13 protein-coding genes are annotated in these 15,597 nt (G+C 42.3%); 9 read left to right on the top strand and 4 right to left on the bottom strand.

Going from position 1 to position 15,597, the window contains the following annotated elements; all coding sequences use genetic code 11:
• Window positions 1–48 precede the first annotated feature (48 nt).
• Both CXF80_RS06305 and CXF80_RS06300 read left to right on the top strand, forming a co-directional pair.
• Window positions 49–1,896 (top strand): DUF294 nucleotidyltransferase-like domain-containing protein, encoded by a 1,848-nt coding sequence (locus tag CXF80_RS06305; protein ID WP_101032073.1) that lies wholly within the window; start codon window positions 49–51, stop codon window positions 1,894–1,896.
• Window positions 1,896–2,585, top strand: coding sequence for an exonuclease domain-containing protein (locus tag CXF80_RS06300; protein ID WP_101032072.1), 690 nt, complete (start codon window positions 1,896–1,898; stop codon window positions 2,583–2,585). Before CXF80_RS06305 ends, CXF80_RS06300 begins: the two co-directional genes overlap by 1 nt.
• Window positions 2,586–2,649: 64 nt before the next feature.
• Here CXF80_RS06300 and CXF80_RS06295 read toward each other — a convergent pair whose 3' ends face one another.
• Both CXF80_RS06295 and CXF80_RS06290 read right to left on the bottom strand, forming a co-directional pair.
• Complete coding sequence (locus CXF80_RS06295; RefSeq protein WP_101032071.1) at window positions 2,650–3,726, bottom strand: ketoacyl-ACP synthase III; 1,077 nt, start codon at window positions 3,724–3,726, stop codon at window positions 2,650–2,652.
• A 124-nt stretch (window positions 3,727–3,850) separates the two neighbouring features.
• Entirely contained in the window at window positions 3,851–4,525 is a 675-nt protein-coding gene (locus CXF80_RS06290; protein WP_101034690.1) for a GntR family transcriptional regulator, read from the bottom strand.
• A 202-nt stretch (window positions 4,526–4,727) separates the two neighbouring features.
• Between CXF80_RS06290 and gmhB the strand changes: the two genes are divergently transcribed.
• A complete protein-coding gene (gene gmhB, locus CXF80_RS06285; protein WP_101032070.1) occupies window positions 4,728–5,279 on the top strand; it encodes a D-glycero-beta-D-manno-heptose 1,7-bisphosphate 7-phosphatase in 552 nt (183 codons plus the stop codon).
• A 348-nt stretch (window positions 5,280–5,627) separates the two neighbouring features.
• Here the strand turns inward: gmhB and CXF80_RS06280 are convergent, their stop codons facing one another.
• Window positions 5,628–7,703, bottom strand: coding sequence for a sulfatase-like hydrolase/transferase (locus CXF80_RS06280; protein WP_101032069.1), 2,076 nt, complete (start codon window positions 7,701–7,703; stop codon window positions 5,628–5,630).
• Between the two features lie 58 nt (window positions 7,704–7,761).
• Window positions 7,762–8,091, bottom strand: coding sequence for a hypothetical protein (locus tag CXF80_RS06275; protein WP_101032068.1), 330 nt, complete (start codon window positions 8,089–8,091; stop codon window positions 7,762–7,764).
• A 507-nt stretch (window positions 8,092–8,598) separates the two neighbouring features.
• Here CXF80_RS06275 and CXF80_RS06270 point away from each other — a divergent pair.
• The 6 genes from CXF80_RS06270 to CXF80_RS06240 all read left to right on the top strand — a co-directional run bounded on the left by CXF80_RS06270 (window position 8,599) and on the right by CXF80_RS06240 (window position 15,588).
• A complete protein-coding gene (locus CXF80_RS06270; protein WP_198554738.1) occupies window positions 8,599–10,038 on the top strand; it encodes a L,D-transpeptidase family protein in 1,440 nt (479 codons plus the stop codon).
• 920 nt (window positions 10,039–10,958) lie between these two features.
• Window positions 10,959–11,162, top strand: coding sequence for a Flp family type IVb pilin (locus tag CXF80_RS06260; RefSeq protein WP_101032065.1), 204 nt, complete (start codon window positions 10,959–10,961; stop codon window positions 11,160–11,162).
• A gap of 73 nt (window positions 11,163–11,235) precedes the next feature.
• Window positions 11,236–11,808: an A24 family peptidase gene (locus tag CXF80_RS06255; RefSeq protein ID WP_101032064.1), complete on the top strand. Its 573-nt coding sequence runs from the start codon at window positions 11,236–11,238 to the stop codon at window positions 11,806–11,808.
• Window position 11,809: 1 nt separating this feature from the next.
• The gene (locus CXF80_RS06250) at window positions 11,810–13,198 is read left to right on the top strand and encodes an AAA family ATPase (RefSeq protein WP_101032063.1); all 1,389 of its coding nucleotides are present in this window, start codon (window positions 11,810–11,812) and stop codon (window positions 13,196–13,198) included.
• 44 nt (window positions 13,199–13,242) lie between these two features.
• Window positions 13,243–14,079, top strand: coding sequence for a Flp pilus assembly protein CpaB (gene cpaB / locus CXF80_RS06245; protein ID WP_101032062.1), 837 nt, complete (start codon window positions 13,243–13,245; stop codon window positions 14,077–14,079).
• 51 nt (window positions 14,080–14,130) lie between these two features.
• Window positions 14,131–15,588, top strand: coding sequence for a type II and III secretion system protein family protein (locus CXF80_RS06240; RefSeq protein WP_101032061.1), 1,458 nt, complete (start codon window positions 14,131–14,133; stop codon window positions 15,586–15,588).
• The last annotated feature ends 9 nt before the right edge of the window (window positions 15,589–15,597 follow it).

Raw genomic sequence — 15,597 nt, 5'->3', positions numbered from 1 at the left:
CTTTGCTATAGTGAGACTGTTGACCCATGCACAATAGGGAAATGATTAATGGATGCCAGTGAATTACAACCCGTCGAACAGTTTTTAGCGCTCCATTCTCCTTTTGATACTCTTCCAAAAGAGATCATCCAATACTGCGCTAAAATGATTACCATTGGGTATTACACTAAGGCATCAGCATTTGTTGAGTTCGATAAAGACAATCCCAAATTATACCTTGTTCGTAGCGGTGCTTTTGAAGTGCGCGATCCCGAAGGTGTGTTGGTCGATCGAATAGGTGAAGGGGAGTGCTTTGGTTTTTCCACCTTATTATCGGGTGAGAAGGTAGTCAATAAAGTCGCGATCCTTGAAGACGGTTTAGTCTACCATGTACCGCAAACTGTGTTTGGCCAACTACGAGCTCAACATAGAGGATTTGATCAATTTTTTACCCGCGCTTTTGCTAAACGTTTACGCAATGAAGCTAAATTTACCACCAAAGACTTAACCACAACTAGTCGTATTACTTCCATCATGTCATCTAAGCCCATCATCATTGACGCTCATGCGAGTGTGATCGATGCTGCCAAACTGATGCGAGAACATCGAGTTTCATCAGTGTTAGTTATCGATAATCAAAAATTAACCGGTATTTTGACCGACAGAGATTTACGTAATCGGATTATTGCAGAAGGGTTAGATGTGAATACGCTGGTGAGTCAAGCCATGACAGTCAACCCGGTGACAACCCATGCCAATGCATTAGTGTTTGAGGCCATGCTCGCGATGAGTGAGCATAATATTCATCACTTACCGGTAGTAGATGGCAGCCTTGCAGTAGGCATTATCACCAGCACAGATATATTGCGTTCGCAAAGCTCACAGCCTCTGCTTTTGATCGGCGAGATAGGGCGACAAGGCAGCATAGAAAATCTTATTCAAGTCAGTAAGCAGATCCCGCTACTATTACAAAATTTAATTAGTGCCGATGCCAGAGCTGAAGAAATTGGTCGGGTGCTCACCTCGGTAACCGATGCATTAACTCGCCGGATCATCGAACTAAATCAACTACTTCTAGGTCAGGCTCCGATGGCTTTTTGCTGGTTGGCTTTTGGTTCACAAGGCCGCCAAGATCAGGTTGCCTGTTCTGATCAAGATAATGGCTTATTGTTGGCACACGAACCCGATGAGTTTGCAGCAGCCTATTTTGAAGCTTTAACAAAAGCGGTGTGTAAAGGCTTAGATCAATGTGGTTATATTTATTGCCCAGGTGACATTATGGCGCAAAACCCTAAATGGCGATTGTCATTGGTCAAATGGAAAGGGCTTTTTTCGCAATGGGTTAATACGCCAGAGCCAAAAGCCTTAATGCACGCGAGCATCTTTTTCGATATGCGCCCAGTATTTGGTCCTATAACCTTGTTTAGCGAATTACAAGATTCGGTGCTTGCTTCAACTCAAGATAACGATATTTTTTTGGCAGGGATGGCGGGTAATTCGCTGGCAGAATCGCCACCATTAGGCTTTTTTAGGAAATTTGTCCTTGAACGTGATGGCAGTGAAGTGAAAGGCATGGATTTAAAACATAAAGGCAGTGCGTTAATTAATGACATTGCCAGAGTGTATGCTTTAAGTGCCGGCATCAAGGAGGTTAATACTGCTAAACGTATTAGAGCGTTAATGGACGCTAATATTATTAATCGTAAAGATGCACTTAACTTGGCGGATGCCCATGAGTTTATCGCCCACATGCGCTTAGCAAATCAAGGTTACCAGGTGACTCACAATTTGCAGGTGAATAATTTTTTAAAACCACAACATCTTTCTTCATTAATGCGCCATCAGCTTCGAGATGCCTTTAAGGTGGTCCATGATGCTCAAACGGGGTTAAAGCTTAAATTTATGAGGAGTTTTTAATGGCCAATTTGTGGTGGATAAAAGCCATACTTTGGCGCAAAAAATTGACCACATTACCGCTACAATTGAAGACCTATATCGATGAGATTACTCCGGCATTGTCGCAATTATATCGAGATGCTCCCTTGATGGCGATTGATCTTGAAATGACAGGGCTTGATCCTGAGAACGACCAAGTGATCAGCATCGGTTTAGTGCCCATCGTTGATGGCCAAATTCCGCTTAATCGCGCCCAGCATATTATGATCGCCATTGATGGCAGCGTGGGGGTAAGTGCAACGGTGCATGGGATAGTCGACAATCAATTACACATGGCATTATCAATTGATGAGGCGTTGAACTGGTTTCTTGCCCAGACTCAGGGGCATATTTTAGTCGCTCATCACGCCCCGTTAGATATTCATTTTATTCAAAATAAATTACAACGTTGTTTTGGGCAATCGATACCCATGGTGTATATCGATACCTTAGCTATCGAGCGAAAACGTTGTTTAATGCATCACCAAGTGCTCAAAGAAGGATCATTGCGTTTAGGTGCCAGCAGAGCGCGCTATGGGTTACCCGTCTATGCTGCTCATAATGCATTAATCGATGCATTATCGTGTGCGGAATTATTGTTGGCGCAAGTTGCGGCTATGGGGGATGTACAACGTTTATCGATAAGTGAAATCATCGAGATTGCCCGTTGATAGTGAAATAACATCAATAAAAAAACCAGCTAATAAGCTGGTTTTTTTAAACTATGCGATAAGGTTACTTTTCAGCTTTTGTGAAAAAATAATCCACAGCAGGTTGGATTAGTTCCAATGCCGTTTTATCACAGTCAGGTAGTTTAGCATCGCTAATTGTAATAGGGGTTGTTCTTTCTCCCCACTTTAGTAGCATAGCTGCCGAGGTTAATCCGGCCCCAAACGCACATGACAAAATTGTTTGATTGGCTTCAATTCTCCCTTGAGACAACGCATCACAGATGGCAATCGGGATTGTAGCTGCTGAAGTATTACCGTAATCAGCAATGTTGATGAAAGCTTTTTCTTTAGGGATTTTCATCCGACTCACTAAGGTATCAATGATTCGTTCATTGGCTTGGTGTGGTATGACAAAATCAACATCATTGATATCAATACCACATTTTTCCAAGACTTTATTACTGAGATTACCCATGCCATGAATAGCTCGTTTAAACACCTCTTGACCGTTAATGTGGATATAAAAGTCTAATGAGTCATTATCAAATCTGTCCATTTGGGTGCCAAAACTGGATTTTAAAATGTCGCGACCTTCAGGATCGTTATTTAACTCATAACCTAATACACCACCGGGTTGATCACTGGCTTCAAGTACCACAGCACCAGCACCGTCACCAAAGAGCACCGCTGTTTCACGACGAGACCAATCTAGGTAAAAAGATAAACGTTCAGCGCCAATAATAAGAATTTTTTTACTTTGACCGCTTTTGATCATTGAACTGGCTAACCCAACGCCATACAAAAAACCACTGCAAGCAGCGTTAATGTCAAATGCACCACATGTAGCGCCAATATCGGCCTGTACCGTTGATGCAATATTGGGGATCAAGGTATCAGGGCTGGCGGTAGCTAAAATAATTAAATCTAATTCACTGCCATCAATCCCAGCAGCAGCAAGAGCATGCTTAGCCGCAACAGATGCCATTTCAGAAGTATTAACGTGACTAATGTTACGCTTACTGATCCCAGTGCGTGTTTTAATCCATTCATCCGTTGTGTCCATGAACGTGGCTAAATCTTCATTGGTTAATGTTGCGGGTGGAACAGACTTACCCCAACCGGTAATGTGTGCATAATGCATAAGAAATTCTCTCAATACGTTTCAATAGTTAATTAAAATTATTTACAATATCAATAGCTTGATATTAATTTTTTGATACTAAGTTGTGATGCTAAATGCTCATGGCTAAGATTTATTATTATTTTTATGACTTGATTTTTTGTTCTACCAGTTTCGTTATCAACGCTGAGGCATGCAAGATATGCTCACGCAATAAAATAGTTGCCTTCTCTATGTCTCGATCCTTACACAATTCGAGTAACACTCTATGCTCTCTTTCTGCAATAGGGATCCCGCCAGTAAACAACAACTGTAAACGAATATAGCGATCACAATTGGTGTTTAACCCGTTAACCACTTCCATTGTATGAGGGCGATTAGCGGCTTGATATAAACGAGTATGGAACCGAGTATTAAGCTCACTCCAACTGGCCACTGACTCTTTGAGTTTAAATGCCAATTCAAGTTGAGCGAGAACGACTTCAGCTTCACCAAGATCATCGTCAGTTAAGTTAGGAATGGCCTTAGCCAATAAATCTGATTCGATCATAGCGCGTAATTCAAATAATTCAGTGACTTGTTCAACAGATAAAAGAGTTGCTGTGGCTCCTTTATGCGGTTCGAAATTGATCAAGCCTTCAGCTTCTAATTGTACTAACGCTTCACGTACAGGAATGCGACTTACGTTTAATTGATCTGCAATCGCAGACTGCCTAAGGGGTTCCCCTCCTTGTATATCACCAGAAAGGATCCGTTCTCTGAGCACTTCAACAACAAGTTGCGTGCGGGTTTTATGAATAATAGGAGTTATATTGCTCATGTACTCTAATAGTTTATCACTAAATTCTTCGAGCAAGAGTAACGCTTAGACGCCGTTTTATAAAGTGAAACCTCTGCAATTATGAAAATCAAGGCTATAAAAGTCGCTAAATAAACAAATTTACAAAAATATGCAGATTGACTAGCACCCAATTCATCTCAATGGGATAATCACAACAGTATAGAGTTTAAGGAGTGTTAGGTTGAATAAAGCAGTATTTCTCGATCGCGATGGCGTGATCAATAAAGATAATGGTTATGTTCATATTGTGGATGATTTTGAATATATCGATGGTGTGTTTGAGGCATGCTTAGCGTTAAAGCAAATGGGTTACCTATTAGTAGTCGTCACTAACCAATCTGGTATTGCTCGTGGTATGTACAGTGAAGACGATTTCCATCATTTAACTGAATGGATGGATTGGAACTTTGCCGATAAAGGTGTCGAACTTGATGGTATCTATTATTGCCCGCATCATCCAGAAAAAGGCCTAGGCGAATATAAGCAAGATTGTGATTGCCGAAAACCTAAGCCGGGTATGCTGGTAGATGCAGCGCAGTTTTTAAAAATAGATTTAAGCCAGTCTGTCATGGTAGGTGATAAAGCCGATGACATTCGGGCCGCAAGAGCCGCAGGCCTTAAGACAGCGATATTAGTCAAAACAGGCAAAGTCATTGATCAAGCGGGCAGCACCTTAGCCGATATTGTCTTAGACAGCATAGCCGACGTGCCTGGCTATTTAATCTCGCATTAACGCTAGGTTAAGTGCAAAGGGAACCAACTAAGAAATGAGTGACTAGCCAATAAATAAACTGTGGTAGAACTATTTTTAATCCTATTATTGACTATCACAGTCTAATTCCTGAATCATTGAATGTTCGAATCACACGCTAATTTTAAACATTGTGTGGATATAGTTCATCGTGGCATTTCATGTGAACCTTATATTAATGGTTGAAGGTTCACGGCTCAACAACCAAACATCCACTATTATGAACACTATTCTTTAGCGAAATAAAACTCCCAATGTTCAGCCGTTGGCTTTTTCTACTCCTGAACGATGAGTACCACAGTTATTATCTTAATCGAGGTGGCGTGATGGTTAAAAATTACAGTTTGAGGCATTGTATTCACTCATCGAATCAAGATCCTTTTCATAGTGCTTACACATTGAATTGAGCATCTTACGCCAGGGAGCATCACCCTGATAATTTGCTAGGCTCTGCCAGCTTTTTTCTCTAGTATTAACCAAAATAATGTTGTTGTCTTTGGGTAAGAGGGTAAGTTGCCAGTCTTGATAATAAACTGAACGTTGTTTAAGCCTAATATTAGCCTGATAGGCCGCGGGCTTCATTACGATCCGGCCATTGTCTCTGATTTCATAATGTGATGCCGTTTCGGACATGACCTTTTTATCATCGATAAAACTAGCGTTAATAGCGTTGACAGGCAGGGAGGATTCTACAAACACATATTCCTCTCCCCCAGTATTGGTGTCCAGAGCCTTAAGCGGGCGACCATCGAATGGCTTATCCTGAGGTTCAAGCTTGAAATCTTGCATTTCAAATATGCTGGGTGCCACATCTATCAAGGAAAATAACCCTTTGACTACTCCGGCCTGATTGACAGGTTTTCCTTGTTTATACCTGATACTGGCTAATAGTACTTCCGATTGCTCCTGCGCCAGATTATTAGTGCCATGCCCCCAAGCTGCAACATTGAGTCTGTTATCTGAGTCTTCAGTTTGGCTTGAATGTAGCTTATCAAGCGTCAGTCGGTCTTTTGCTAGCATGAAGCCTTCACCGTGATCTGACAACAGGTAGACTTGAGCGTTATTGAGTTGACCACGACCTTGCAAACCCTTCATGAATTCATCTACCTGCCGGTCAACTTTCTTAATCATTTCTTGGTACATGTAATGATTGTAGTTGCCATCCCAGCGGGATTTGTCGAGTTCAATAAAGTCCTTGGATGTGAAGGGCCAGTGTAGCTGACAAAAGTGAACCGCTAAAAAGTTGGGTTTGTCCACGGCTAAGCCATTTAGCACCTCTTGATTGAAGAGATGGGGATTATAGGTTTTCCCGTAGGCTCGGTTGATGTAAAGGTAGGGGAATAGCCAGTGGGAAGCAGGAGTATTAACCCACAGGTTAATCAAAGGTAAGTCTGCAAAGCTAGCAATGATGGCATCGGCGGCACCAATTTTGGGGCCAATGGCTTTATCAAAACCATAGCTTTCATCTATCTGATTGAAGCGTCTCTCATCCATGGCATAGGTTGCTTGATAACCTTGCGCCTTAAGTGCGGTGATCAGAGGCAGGCGGAGATCCACTAGCTCTGGAGGGGCGAGATTGAATCTAGCACCATTTGTAATAGGGTATTGCCCGGTCAATATGCCCATCCAGGCGACATAGGTTCGTCCCTGTGGTGTATAGGTTCTATCATAAATCAATGATTGTGATAGTAATTTATTAATGTTGGGCGCCAGTTTATTGTCCGCGCCCTTGTGAGCTAAATGATCCGGCCGTAAGCCATCGATACCAATAATAATGATATTGGGTTTGTCACTCGATGTGGCAAGGGTCTGTTCTGTGGTACGCAATACATTATAAATAACCACAGTTGTGAGTAAGGTCATCACCAATGCGCTGGCAATAAAAAGGCGTTTTCTGGGTAACAGGGCTTGCACCATTGCGAAGATAAAATTAGTGATCAGAAGCGTTCCCAGAATGCCTATGAACACGCCATTAGCAAGTGGGGTCCCACGAAAGATCCCCAGTAATGAAGTTGGGTAGAAGTAAGCGTTGGCTGACAGAATGAAGATATAATGCAGTAATAAGAGAATAAGCCAGCATTGGGTTTTAACATTGTCATTGTCACTGAGCAAAAACCAAGAACGGCAAGACACTGTGATGACTGCAGCCCAGCAGGCATGTAACAAAAATACTATGCCAAGAAAATAACCTAAGTCCAGTAAAAGCCCTTTGCTGGACAGGTGTTCTATTTCAATCTGAGTCATGGCATTGGCCAGAGAAAAAGCTGAGTAAAACTGTATTAATTGTTTATAGTTGATGAACACAACAATGAAAAGCAGCAGCAATGCCAGTGTCCTGATATAGGTTCTCATGAGTGAGATTGAACTGTTGCTTTTATTGTTATTGTGGTCCGACTCATTGTTCATACACACTTACCCCATGTCTTTGGCCATTCACTGTAAGCCTGCTAGTTAAATGATGGCCTTAAGGTATTAATTCGCTGGATGATAGATTGTTAGCGGACTCTTCTTCTAATATAACAGGTGTTTGACTTAAGGTATTTGAGGGCTTATTAGGCGTGCTGATATTGACTTGAAATTCGTCAAAGTGCCTGATCAGTTGATTTTCATTTCCTGATGGCCAGTCGCCGAGAATAAGATAGCGCTCCGCTAGTGTGGAACCCGATTCATCTGCTGACCCTAAGGTAAAACGTGCCGACGCCACTGTCCATGAAGGGTAGAGGATCACTATTATCAGCAGTACTATGGTAAATGTTAATGCGACTTGGAGGCCATCGAGCCTAGTTAATGTCATTTAAGTCCCCTAAAGTTGCAAAGTCGCCAGTTAATTTAGTTGGTTTTTTATGCCCAACGTTATCATTGTAGCTCACCATGAGAAGAGTGCTGAAGATTGGCATCATTTTCTATATTAGGATTACGGTTAAATCTTCTTAACATCGAGTTTGCAGTAGACCGTATTTTGTACTAAATTTTTTCTTAGCAGTTTTAGGAACTGATTGGCTATTTTATTCGCACTGAGAAAATTTGTCTCTCGACTCGTTTCATTATAAGCCTCAGTACTAAATGCTCATTATTTTTAATAACAAAAGACTGAATACTGCCCTATTAGGACTATATGAATCCATGCCTTTATTACAAGCTATTAGCATTTAAGCCATCCATTTACCCGAAAGCCATTATCGCTTCGAGGGGAGATTGGCCTGAAATGCTTATCAACAGGTTGAACAACTGTCGATATATTCATTTTCATCTGACTGTTGTTAGCCTGTCTATCGCTCGGGTTTGTCTACTGATACCTTTTTTGTTGATTGTTTGCAGCCTGACTCAGCTTGCCCATGCCCAGGTGAACGCTGAGATTGATGATACTAGGATTCCTAGTGAGCAAATGACGGGGAGTCAGCGAACTTGGCTTTGGTTTGATGACTCTGGCCCAAAAGACTTCACGTTAACAATGCTCGCCTTATCTCAGGATCTGGGCTTTGCCCCGCATACGTTCGATGCCATGAACAATGAGTCTGTTCTCAGCCAGTCTGAGTCAGATGAGCGCTATGGTGAAATATTTATTGAGATGTTCAATGAGATATCTCAGCATAAGGGCAAAGACGTTCGTTTGACTGAGGAGCATTTGAGGAAAGTGTCGGATGCAGGGCAGTTGGCAGAGATGGTAGACAGTATTGTGCCGCACCATGAACAAGTAAAGCTGCTCAGAACTAAGATAAGGCAATACCAAAAACTGACCCCTTTCATCTGGCCACTATTTTCTAATATGTCATTGAGTTTAGGTCAGAGAGCGCCTGAAGTGGCCAAATTAAGATGGATGCTCACTCAGCTTGGAGATTTTCCCATTAAAAAAAGCTCTGGTTACAGAGATGCCATTTTCGATGTAGGGCTTATTAACGCGATTAAACATTTTCAACAAAGACATGGGCTTTCTGTCACAGGAACACTTAATGAGAAAACCTTATTGGCACTGAATGTATCGCCTTCTGAACGTATTGAACAAATACGGCTGACGATTTTTAGCTGGTTTCAACTGCCATCAGATCTTCCATGGCGATATGTGTGGGTAAACCTCGCCTCATTCACCTTAGATGTGTTTGAAAAAGACGTCAGCGTTTTGCATATGAGAGTTATCGTCGGCAAGCCACTTACGCCGACGCCGCAAATGTTCACTCAGCTCACCCAGTTTACGATTAACCCCACATGGACGCCTCCGGTGAGCATCATCTTTGATGAATTACTGCCCCAGAACACTATTGAACCTGGCTATTTAGCCAGTAGAGGGTTTGAATTACGTAAGTTTGTATCTGGCCCCACATCAGTTATTGATGTGGGGCAGCTCTCTGGCCAGCAAGTGATCAGTTACTTGTCGGGATATAAATTGGTTCAGGAACCAGGCCATTACAATGCCCTCGGGAAATTCAGATTTTCTATTCCTAACACAGAGGCCATTTACCTTCACGATACCCCAGTGAAATCCTTATTCAATGGCTTGGATCGGGCCCTTAGCCATGGCTGCGTTCGCCTAGAAAATGCCCCTGGGTTGTTAAAATATCTAATGGCTGATCAGGTTAAGCATCATACCTCAGCGATTACGGCCTCTTTAGAACACCAGCGTCCTAGGCATTTTTCATTGCCGGAGCCATTACCTGTTTATTTGATTTACCATACCCGTTGGATTGATGCCAATGGCGTGCTTCAACTGAGGCCTGATGTGTACAACTTAGATAAGGAGATGTAAATCAATGCAACAATAGCACTTAGCGCTCACAGGTCTACTTCTTCAACAAAAATGGCCGTATGCGTTTAAAACGGCGAGCGGTAACATTATTTTATGCAGGCAAATCACGCCACAAAATTGCCAGTTATCTTAAGATCAGCAGAACCCGTGTGGATAAGTGAATAAGTGGATAAGCCGCTATTTATCTCAAGGATTAACCGAGGGTGGCGGAGAAAAAGCACACCGGCAGACCGCTCGGCTGAGCTTGAATAGCAACTAGCCGATTAATTGGCTATACAAAATAAAATCCCTCAAGTTGGAGAACTATTTGGATAACTATTTTGGACAACTATCTGCTCAGCAAACCAAAGAATATATCTCTGCAACCTTTGGTGTCGATGACGAGTTATCGACTATTTTTCGTATTAGGCGCAAAATTAATAAGTAATGTTACATCCCCTCCATGTCACTCCCCCCCCTGCCATTAAGCGTGCTCAGCGTTGAGCAGGTTATGATTACCAGCAATTCGTTAAACGCCACCCAGTTCAACGCAATAGCACTCACCGCAATGGCATAATTATTGAAGCAAATTTCGTTATGTTTTTGTTTTTGCAATAAAAAAATAAAATCGATTTGGATAATGTAAGTTGTTGTTTTATAAGTTAAAATAAAAAAGCAGCTCAAGAAGATACGTTTATATGCTCTTTAAGTCATTCTGCAGCGTGCGAAATGTTAATTCTTTGCTATCTTTAAATAGAACACGAATATGAAGCAACAGCTCATATTTATCGTGTTTCATAATTGATTGATTAATTGAATGAAACTACTTAATCGTTAATAACAATCCATGACACATAATCGATGCTAGACGGCTCTTAAAAGGATATTGACTCTCTACCATCAGCTACATGTGTCTAATCCGGACGTTAGGAGATAATTTTATGAATATTATGAACTTGTTGAAAGATTTTATCGAAGATGAAAGTGGCCTAACGGCCGTTGAATACGCCATTGCAGGCGGATTAGTCGTGGGAGGAATGATTGCGGCTTTTAACACTTTAGGGACGAATGCGACCACTAAAATTGACTGTCTTGCATCCGCTGTTAATGGTACAAGCACCAATTGTGGGGCTGCAACACCGTAAAGGCTGCTTCTATGCCTAGGCCTTGAGCAGGCCTAGGCATAGAGTCCCTGCTGTTTATTAAGGATAATACGCTATGATAGAAATTCAGTTGATGCTTCAGGTTGGACTGGCGGGACTATTTTTTATCATAGCCATTGCCACAGACTTATCTAAGCAGCGTATACCCAATAATTTGTGCCTTGTGGCGATATTTTGCGGTTTTGCTATCAACGGATATTTTGCCCAGTTAAATGGGCTATTGCTGGCAAGCCTTGGTTTTGGGTTGGCGTTTGCATTGCTTTTCCCTATTTTCGTTATACGTGTCTTGGGCGCCGGTGATATTAAGCTGATGATGGGAATTGGTGCCCTAATGGGCCCAGAACTGTTGGCTTACAGCTTGCTCTACGGCATAGCGGCTGGAGCTGTTACCAGCTTACTCTTGGTCATCTGGAAGACTGGCATGACGGGTCTATTAAAAACAGTGAGACGATATTGGGATTGCATCTATTGCAAAACGTATTTTAAGCCCGAAGCGGGAGAAGCGGCCGGGCAGAAGGTTCCCTACGCGCCAGCATTGGCAATCGGTTGGCTATTCGCTTGTAGCTATAATCTCGACTTTTCAGGTGTGTATGTACAACTGAGTCACTATCTGGGTATGGGGGCATAGTATGTTCCAATTTGAGCAGCAAAATTCTCCTCTAGTTCAAGCATCATCACAGTCAATTGAGAAAGAGCCAATTGAGAAAGAGTCACTAGAACAAGAATCTCTTGAGAAAACGTCACTTGATCAAAACTCACACTGTGACCGATTGGCGCCAAAACCCACTACCATTGAAGCCACAGGTTTGTCTGAGTCTTTGTTGTTGGATCTTATGGTGAAACATATTTTCACCGCTGGGGTATTAACCAAAGAGCAGATGGTTGCCAAAATCGGTGTAACGGGTGGCATATTGCAACAATTACTCGACATTGCCAAGAAGTTAGCTTGGGTTGAAAATCGTCAATCCACAGCCAGTGGCCAAATGCGCTATGCCCTCAGCAACTCGGGGGATATTCACGCAAAACTAACCTTTAGTCGCAGCGGTTATCTTGGTCTTGCCCCCGTACCGCTGAAACAGTATGTGCCAATATGCAGGCAGCAATCGAGCCGAGGAAATCCAATCACCCTTGACATGCTAAAACAAGGCTTAAAGTCCTTAGTTTTGCCTGATGACTTACTGCTTAAAATTGGTCCAGCAATGAACTCCAGTCGTCCGGTGTTAATTTACGGCCCTCCAGGCACAGGTAAGAGTTTTCTTTGTCGCCATCTTAACCAAGTATTGGGAGATGATATTCTTATCCCATACGCGTTGGCGATTGGTAATGACATCATTCAGGTGTTCGATCCAGAACTTCATCATACTGTAGAAAAATCACTCAACACTAACCCCTTGGATTTGGAACGTGGACATGATCCCCGTTGGATCCAATGTCACAGACCGCTTCGTATCACTGGGGGAGAGTTAACCTCTGAAATGTTAGAAATACAGTTCGATAGTCACAGTCGTAACTATATGGCACCGATACAGCTAAAGGCTAACAATGGCATCTTGTTACTTGATGATTTAGGTCGACAGCGGATCAGTGCTAAACAGTTATTCAATCGCTGGATTATTCCAATGGAAGAACGAAGGGACTTTTTAAGTTTGCAATCAGGAGAACATTTTGAGATCCCATTTGAGTTGATTTTGCTTTTTTCTACTAACCTAAATCCTAAAGAGTTGGTTGATGAAGCTTTTTTACGTCGTTTGGGTTACAAGATACATTTTGATGCATTAGAGCCAAAATTGTATCGCAAGATTTGGTTTCAGGTATGTGAGGATTTAAGCCTGAGTTGTAGTGACGAGATGTTCCAGTATTTGCTTCTGGAATTACACAAAAAACATGGCAAACTTCTCATACCATGTTACCCAAGAGATTTACTGGGAATTATGTCAGATCAAATAAAGTTTATGAAATTAGCCCCGGTGGTGACTCAATCTTTGATTGATTCGGCATGGTCAATCTATTTTGTTTAATCCTGCTGGCGAAGGCGTACTGCAGATAATAAAGGGAGTTCATTATGACGAGCAAAACGTTATTATTCGTCGTTTTATCACTAATATTTGGTATATTTGCCGTTTATCTAGCACAAAACTGGTTAAAGTCTAATGCCAGTCAACCCAGTTCTGATCAGTCTGCAAGTGTGGTAACCATGGCAACTATGGTGCCTATGGGAACCATAGTTGAAAGAAAACATCTTGTAATGAGCTCTTTTCCTGATGCCATTATTTCTAAAGGCTCAGTGAAGAAATTTGAAGATGCAGAAGGTAAAATTACTAATCAAAAAATCTTTCAGGGCGAGATATTACGCGAAGAGAAGTTGAATAAGAAGGGTGAGGGGAGCTCCTTGGCCAGTCTCATCCAGCCTAAAATGCGAGCCGTCACTATTCGGGTCAATGATATCGTCGGCGTTGCAGGGTTCTTGTTGCCGGGCAATCGAGTCGATGTCATTAATCTGTTTAATCAAGATGGCTACAAAACAGATATTGTACTTTCAAACGTTAAGATCTTGGCTATCGATCAACGCGCTTCAAATGATGAAAATAAGCCTATGTTGGTGCGAGCTGTGACGCTGGAGTTGACCCTAGATCAAGCGGAAGCGCTTTTGGTCGCCGAAGGACGTGGAACACTGCAGTTGGCCCTAAGAAATCCCAATGATAATGAACCGATAAATATTGCGGCAATAAACAAGCCCGAACCGACAAGTGCACCTTTAATGGGCTTAGCCCCCAAATCCGCACCGGTTCAAGTCAGTAAGCCAGTAGAAAAAGTGCTATATGCACAGTCTCCTAACCGAAATGAAAAAATATTGATTTTAAAAGGCATGCAAGAACAAGAGATTAAAGTAAATAATTGATCGATTTTACTGCTTATCTCAATTAATAAGATCGTTTAAAAGGAGTGCACCATGCTGAGTTCAATTGGCAACTTTTCCAAGCTAGGATGCTGTTTTTTAGCTGTTTTTTCAATGATGTTTCATGGCTTAGCATTTTCTGGCGGCCCGTTTGATCCTTCAAGAGAACTTAAGTTGATCCCCATTTTTAAATCACGAGTTCTCCAGTTACCTAAATCTGTACACCGGGTGTCGGTGGGCAACCCAGGTATTGCCGATATTAAGTTGCTACCCAAAAATGAGCTTTATATCCTAGGTAAAAAATTGGGCAGCACCAATATTATGGTTTGGGATAAAAATGATGTGCTTAGTAGCGTCATGGATATCGAAGTCACCCATGACCTCAACGGTCTAAAGTTACGTTTACATGAGTTTTTGCCAACGGAGAAATTGGCGGTACAGACTTCTCAGGGGCAGTTATTGCTCAGTGGTCAGGCTTCTAACTTGCAAAAAATGAATACGGCTATCGAGTTAGCACAGGCCTATGTTGATTCTGCTCCAACAATAGGTGAGCCAAAGAGCGCTGTACTGAATATGATGACGATAGGGGGGGGGCATCAGGTCATGCTTGAGGTTGTTGTTGCAGAAGTGCAGCGTGAAGTGGCACGCCAATTTGATTCTAAATTTTTAGCGTTCAATCAGGGGTCACAATTATCAGGCGGAATTGTTGGCGGCGGCGGTGGTTTTGTTGACTCTGGGATAGGTGGCGTGACCAGTAAAGGATTTTTCGCTCAGTATATAAATGAAGATTTGCTGATGAATTTTGCCCTCGATGTGGCAAAGCAAAATGGCTTAGCCAAGGTATTAGCTGAACCTAACGTGACAGCCATGAGCGGCCAGGCCGCCGAGTTTTTATCCGGTGGAGAATTCCCTGTACCGATCCCCGATAGGGATGGTCGTACTACCATTAGTTATCGAGACTTTGGGGTAGGAGTTAAATTTTTGCCCACTGTACTGGACTCGGGACAAATTAATTTAAATCTCAGTGTCGTTGTCAGTGAGCTCAGTAATGCCAATGCAGTCGGGATATCAAACAGCAATACAAGTTCTCTTTTGGTTGTCCCCTCTTTGGTTAAGCGCAGTACTGCGACGACAGTAGAATTGGCCGATGGTCAAACTATCGCCATTAGTGGGCTGATTAGTGACAACCTAAGAGAGAACATAGATAAAATACCTGGCTTAGGCGATGTCCCCATATTTGGTCAGTTATTCTCGAGTAAGAACTTTCGTAGTGGGCAGACCGAACTGATTATCTTGGTCACTCCTCGTCTCGTCAGACCGTTCAATAAAAAAGACATTTCCTTACCCACGGATGGCTTTGTTTCTCCTTCAGATCTCGATTTTTATTTGTTAGGTAAGATGTCCACTAAATCGCAACCCAAACAGAGATCTGATATGCCTTATGAACCTGTCGTGTCTGACATTGCAATTGAGAACAGTGGCACACAGCAAAAGTATGGACACTCACTTTAAATTGGAGGC

Origin of the sequence: Shewanella sp. Actino-trap-3, assembly GCF_002836275.1 — a bacterium.
GTDB lineage: Bacteria > Pseudomonadota > Gammaproteobacteria > Enterobacterales > Shewanellaceae > Shewanella > Shewanella psychromarinicola.
This window is presented reverse-complemented; position numbering and strand designations above follow the sequence as displayed.